The organism is Acinetobacter sp. UBA6526, from assembly GCF_002434875.1.
GTDB lineage: Bacteria > Pseudomonadota > Gammaproteobacteria > Pseudomonadales > Moraxellaceae > Acinetobacter > Acinetobacter venetianus.
On record NZ_DJLC01000151.1, the window covers coordinates 3,433 to 8,743 of the forward strand.

General features: G+C 37.5%; 4 protein-coding genes. 1 reads left to right on the plus strand and 3 read right to left on the minus strand.

The genetic code is table 11. The annotated features are described in order from the left end of the window. Window positions 1-365: 365 nt before the first annotated feature. Both B4237_RS10310 and mutS read right to left on the minus strand, forming a co-directional pair. Window positions 366-902, minus strand: coding sequence for a GNAT family N-acetyltransferase (locus B4237_RS10310; protein ID WP_278596063.1), 537 nt, complete (start codon window positions 900-902; stop codon window positions 366-368). A 116-nt stretch (window positions 903-1,018) separates the two neighbouring features. Continuing rightward, window positions 1,019-3,658 carry a DNA mismatch repair protein MutS gene (mutS, locus tag B4237_RS10315; protein ID WP_278596045.1) on the minus strand — a complete coding sequence of 880 codons (2,640 nt, stop codon included), beginning with the start codon at window positions 3,656-3,658 and terminating at the stop codon, window positions 1,019-1,021. A gap of 440 nt (window positions 3,659-4,098) precedes the next feature. On the opposite strand from mutS, the gene B4237_RS10320 reads away from it, so the two are divergent. Then, window positions 4,099-5,022 (plus strand): LysR substrate-binding domain-containing protein, encoded by a 924-nt coding sequence (locus tag B4237_RS10320; RefSeq protein WP_286942990.1) that lies wholly within the window; start codon window positions 4,099-4,101, stop codon window positions 5,020-5,022. Window positions 5,023-5,093: 71 nt separating this feature from the next. Here B4237_RS10320 and B4237_RS10325 read toward each other — a convergent pair. After that, the coding region (locus B4237_RS10325; RefSeq protein WP_286942992.1) for a BCCT family transporter at window positions 5,094-5,311 on the minus strand (218 nt) is incomplete at its 5' end.

A 5,311-nucleotide genomic window follows, 5' to 3' on the forward strand; every position in this document is an offset into this window, starting at 1 on the left:
TATTTACATTTAATACAATTTTCAGTGACAACGAAGGTCATGGCGACAGCTACCTAAAAATACGGTTTTTTGTTTGGAATGAGCTATTGTAGGCAAAAAAGGGGTAAACAAACAATTGCTTTTATTGATATTGTTTATTTATACATGTGAAAAATAAGTTAATTTATTGATAATAAAACAGATGTTGTATTACTCAGTTAGATTTTGCCAGAAAAATAAATAAGTTAGATCGTCAATTAGGCAAATAGTTGAAAGTGAATCTTATTTCTATTTTCAGTTAAAACTGTATATTCATATATGTGCTGAAGTTAATAGGAGGAGCTAGGTTAAATCATCAATGTTTAATTTTTTAGATAGCTAAGCAACTATAAGGTATAGAGGATATGGATATCCTCTGGTTCTAATTCAAATAAATGCTGGTCAGGTTTTTCTAAAAGTGTCGCACCTTGTTTAAGATAAAAATCAACAGTACGTTTACTTGGTGTTGCTGAAATATACAGTTGCTTAGCACCAAGTTGCTTCGCTGAAATGATTGAGGATTGCATCAGCTGTATGCCAATCCCTAAGTTTTGATGGTTGGCATCCACATAAAAATATTGAAGTAGTTTGGCTTCTGGATAATCAGCAATATATTGGTTTGAGACGACTTGAATCGCAATCAACTGATGTGAACTATCAAATGCGCCGACACATAAAGCGCCATGTTGATGCAGCATTTTTAATAATGGCGGATCATTTTCTAAATGATATGCATCCCAATTTTTGACATCATAAAAACAATCGATGAGTTCTAATTGTTGTTTTTGTTGTCGGTACATTTGTGTGATCAGTTCGCGCCGACTGATGTGCTGCCAAATTAAATCGAGTTCTGTGATTTCTAATTTTTTAAATTGAAGCTTGATGTCTTTATTCCTTAAATGTGCTGTGTAATGAGTTTATTAATATTTATTTTCACTAAGAGTTAGCCTAGCTGAATTTAGAACAAGCCGAATACATCGACTTGTCCTAAAAATCAAATTTACGATTTTAGAGCAGCTTTTAATGAGTAAAGCTGTTCTAAGGCTTGGCGTGGTGTTAAATCATCGACATCAATTTGCTGCAATAATTCAAGAGCAGGTGATTGAGTCTCTATTTCAACTATTCGTTCAACAACTTGTGTTTCAATTTCATGTTCAACGGCACTGAATAAATCATTTTGAACACTATTCTGTAAATGCTGGTGTTGTTGCTTTTCTAGAATTTTTAACCGTTTCTGCGCCTCTTTAATGACATTGGCTGGAATACCTGCCAACTTAGCAACTTGCAAACCATGACTTTGACTTGCAGGCCCATGTTGAACCTTATGTAGCAGAATTAGATTGCCATTTAACTCTTGTGCAGTCACATGATAGTTATCAATTCCAGCTTCGCTACCAAGCTCTGTCAGCTCAAAATAATGCGTCGCAAATAGACATAAGCACTTCACGCGTTTCGTCAGATCAACCACGCATGCCCAAGCTAAAGATAGACCGTCATAAGTACTAGTGCCACGACCAACTTCATCCATCAATACTAGAGATTGACTGGTTGCATGATGAAGAATTTGAGAGGTTTCCGTCATCTCCACCATAAAAGTTGATTTACCTGTAGATAAATCATCGGCTGAACCAATACGAGTAAAGATTCGGTCAATTGAACCAAGCTTGGCTGATTTTGCAGGAACAAAGCTTCCGCAATAAGCAAGTAAACTGATCAATGCAGTTTGACGCATAAAGGTTGATTTACCACCCATATTGGGGCCAGTAATAATCGCCATACGATGCTGACTATCTAAGAACGTATCATTTGGGGTGAATGGTGCTTTATTCAAAGCTTCAACTACTGGATGGCGACCTGCTTGAATCTTAATCCCTGTCTCTGGAGTGAATTCAGGTCGTGCCCAATTGTTGAGTCGAGCTTGATGTGCGAAGTTGGCTAAGATGTCGATATTTGCAATTGCGGCGCTCATCATTTGTAAATGCGCAATATTTTGACGTAACTCATCTAGAAGAGATTCAAATAAAAGTTTCTCACGGGCTAGGGCACGGGATTCACTTGAAAGCACTTTGTCTTCAAAACTTTTGAGTTCGGGGGTGATATAACGCTCAGCATTTTTAAGCGTTTGACGGCGTATATAGTCGGCAGGAGCTTGCTCGGCTTGTGCGCGAGTGAGTTCGATATAATAGCCACTGACACGGTTGTAACCGATTTTTAAGGTATTAATTCCTGTACGTTCACGCTCTTTAATTTCTAAATCAATCAAGAATTGTCCAGCATGGTCACGAATTTTTCTTAATTCATCTAATTCGTCGTCATAGCCTTCTGCAATTACATTGCCATCACGTAATAATACAGGTGGATTTTCAACAATTGCATCCATGAGGTGTTGATGCAAACTCTTAAAATCACCTAATTCATGATCTAATTGCATCAATAGCTTAGAGTTTTGCGTTTTTAAGACAGGTGCTAAAGCATGTCTTAAAAATGGAATTTGTGCACAGGCTTGGCGGAGTTGTACTAAATCACGCGGACGGGCACTACCTAATGCAACTCGGCTGAGTACACGTTCTATATCACCGATTTCTTTAAGCACCAGACGGACTGGTGCTTCATGATAACCTTTTAATAATTGTTCTGTAGCATCCAGTCGAGCATCTAAAATTGCAGTATCACGAAGAGGCTGCATCAGTGTACGACTAAGCAAACGTCCACCCATCGCAGTCTGACAGTCATTAATCAATTGAAATAATGACGTTCCATGTTCAAATAAAGGCTCGATAATTTCTAAATTACGACGGGTAATTGGATCAAGCGCAATAAAGTCGGTGCTTTGCTCAATCTGAATTGAACGAATATGTGGCAATGCCGTTTTTTGAGTTTCTTTGGCATAATGAATTAAAGCTGCCGCGGCTGCTTTTGCCAAAGGGTAAGGATCTAATCCAAAACCAGACAAAGTTGACACAGAGAGCTGATCACATAAGGTTTTTTGAGCATTATTTAAATTGAAATCAACATTTGGACGCTTAGTTACAGGGCAATCAAGATTTTTCTTAATTTGTTCAATAATATTTTGATCAACTAAATCTTCATCGATTAAGATTTCGCTCGGCATTAAACGAGCCAGTTCAATCGGGAGTTGCTCTGGTTTATAGTTTTGTTGTTGAACTTTAAAAATACCTGCACTGAGATCAAGCAGTGCAAAACCGATTTGATTTTGTTGAATGCAGAGTGCAACTAAGTTTGATGATTGATAACTTGTTAAGAGAGCATCATCTGTGAGTGTGCCGGGTGTTAGGATACGAACAACTTTACGTTCAACTGGACCTTTTCCTGTCACTTCACCCACTTGTTCACAAATTGCAACGGTACGACCTGCTTTTACTAAACGAGCTAAGTAGCCTTCGGCAGCATGATAGGGAACACCTGCCATAGGGATAGGCTCACCATTTGCTTTACCACGATGGGTGAGTGTAATGCCTAAAAGTTTTGCTGCTTGATGTGCATCTTCAAAGAATAATTCATAAAAATCACCCATACGATAGAACAATAATGCATGTGGATAATCCATTTTGACCGTGGTGTATTGCTGCATCATCGGCGTAAGAGATGAAAGATCAGCCATAACTGTGTCACTTTTCATGCGTGTTAAATCCTTAGGTATTGATGAAACTTGAAAGTATTTGGTTTATTAGAAAGCCAATACAAATAAAACAATGGGAAAGTATAACGATCTTGGTTGTCGTAAGTGAATCAACAAAATGAAAGCAGTTGTAATGCGTTCCCAACTCGTAGCATCTTAACAAAACAAGGTTCATTCACAAAAAGGAATCCTAATACAGATGAAGAAATAATCAGCAAAATATTGAGTATATTTCCAAGTCCTAGTCGGATGAGTAAAACTCATTCAACTAATACTTTTTCTCACTTTTTATTACGAATCATTTATGACATTTTATAGAGAAAATAAAAATATTTTGATTCTTGGAAGAATTGTGCACTTTTAATGAGTTAACTCTTTAATTATTTAGGAAGTTTATCTTATCCCGTGATGGGGATATGTAGGACAAATTAGGAGTGTCCATGAAAATCAAACCATTGCCCCCAATGAATAGTCTTATTGTATTTGAGGCAGCTGCACGCCACCTCAGTTTTACCCGAGCTGCAAATGAGTTGAATGTTACTCAAGGTGCAATTAGTCGTCAGATCAGGCAATTAGAGGAATATTTAGGAAAGGAATTATTTGTCAGAGCGAACCGAAACATTTATTTAACACCAACAGGATTGCAATATTACCAAACGGTTTACAGTGCTTTGTTAGAGGTGGCTAAAGCAACAGGTGAAATAAAAAAATGGCAAGGCGAGCATCAAGTCACAGTAGCAACATCAAATGCAATGGCTGCATTATGGTTACTTCCTAAAGTCACAGCCTTTCAACAGCAAGAAGGTATTGATCTACGAATTTTAGCAACGGACAATATTTTTGATTTGCATAAAATGGATTGTGATATTGCCTTGTTTTATTGTCGGGTACCACCTGTTGGGATGAACGTAACGACTTTATTTCCAGAAGAAGTATTTCCAGTCTGTAGTCCTAGTTATTTAGAACAGTTTGCTGAAAATGTAACAGCCGAGGAGCTGTTTGGTCGAACTCTGTTGTATTTAGATGACTCTCAAAAGGATTGGATTACTTGGTCTGAATGGTTTGAGTCAGTTAATTATCCTGAAGTGAAACCAAAGAATAGAGTGAATATTAATAATTATCCGATGCTGCTTCAGGCAGCAATGAACGGTCAAGGTGTTGCGCTTGCTTGGGGATCACTGGTAGATGAATATTTAGATAATGGAACTTTAGTGAGACCTGTTGAAACAGTGTTACGAACACAGGCTAATTTTTGTATGCTAGAACCATCTGATAGAGGTGTTATTCCTTCAAGCGTAAAACAATTCAGAACTTGGTTATTAGATCAGTTACCCGGTCAAGTCGGACAAAAGGGGCTAGGTTGATAAAGCATTTATCATTCATAAATAAAAATAAAGGGATCAATTTGATCCCTTTATTTGTTTGTATCAACTAGTTATTTAGAGCAGTTATCTTTTTCTTTGCAGAACTCAGGACGAACATGTTCAGGCATCATCATCCAAGGTTGCTGTTCACGACGTAAGCTTTTAAATAATGTCACACTCATGATGGCTAAAAAGATTGCGATTGGGAAACCTGCGATAATTGATGCTGCTTGAATTGCCTTTAAACCACCAGCATAGAGCAGTACGCCCGCAATAATTGCAATCAAAA

What these genes read in the sequence shown, in the direction of transcription:
- B4237_RS10320 (WP_286942990.1), top strand. Translation starts at nt 4,099, where the DNA reads ATGAAAATCAAACCATTGCCCCCAATGAATAGTCTTATTGTATTTGAG.
- mutS (WP_278596045.1), bottom strand. Translation starts at nt 3,658, where the DNA reads ATGAAAAGTGACACAGTTATGGCTGATCTTTCATCTCTTACGCCGATG.